The organism is Bacillus sp. SIMBA_154, assembly GCF_046536015.1.
GTDB lineage: Bacteria > Bacillota > Bacilli > Bacillales > Bacillaceae > Bacillus > Bacillus pumilus_P.
The window spans coordinates 1-257 of record NZ_JAWJBV010000406.1; the positions used below are offsets into that span (position 1 = coordinate 1).

Here is a 257-nt window from a genome sequence, read left to right on the forward strand (position 1 = left end):
GTTGAAACCGACATCGACGCATGAACGAGGCGGCTGAAAAACAGAACCGCCGCCATGACCGCAATCGCTGCGGCGATGCTGACAACCGGTAGTGTGAACCGGCCGATGACGGGAATCTGAATGCCGAAAAACAAGGTGATAACGGCTCCCGCTGAGGCTCCCGAAGATACCCCGAGTGTATAAGGGTCGGCGAGCGGATTTTTCAGAAGTCCCTGAAACGCCGCCCCCGCAATAGATAACGCGGCTCCGACAAGAGC

Annotated in this window: 1 protein-coding gene; it reads right to left on the reverse strand. The window is 57.6% G+C overall.

What is annotated here, in order from left to right; all coding sequences use genetic code 11:
* The coding region (locus R0K30_RS22555) for an iron chelate uptake ABC transporter family permease subunit (RefSeq protein WP_410613146.1) at nucleotides 1–257 on the reverse strand (257 nt) is incomplete at both ends.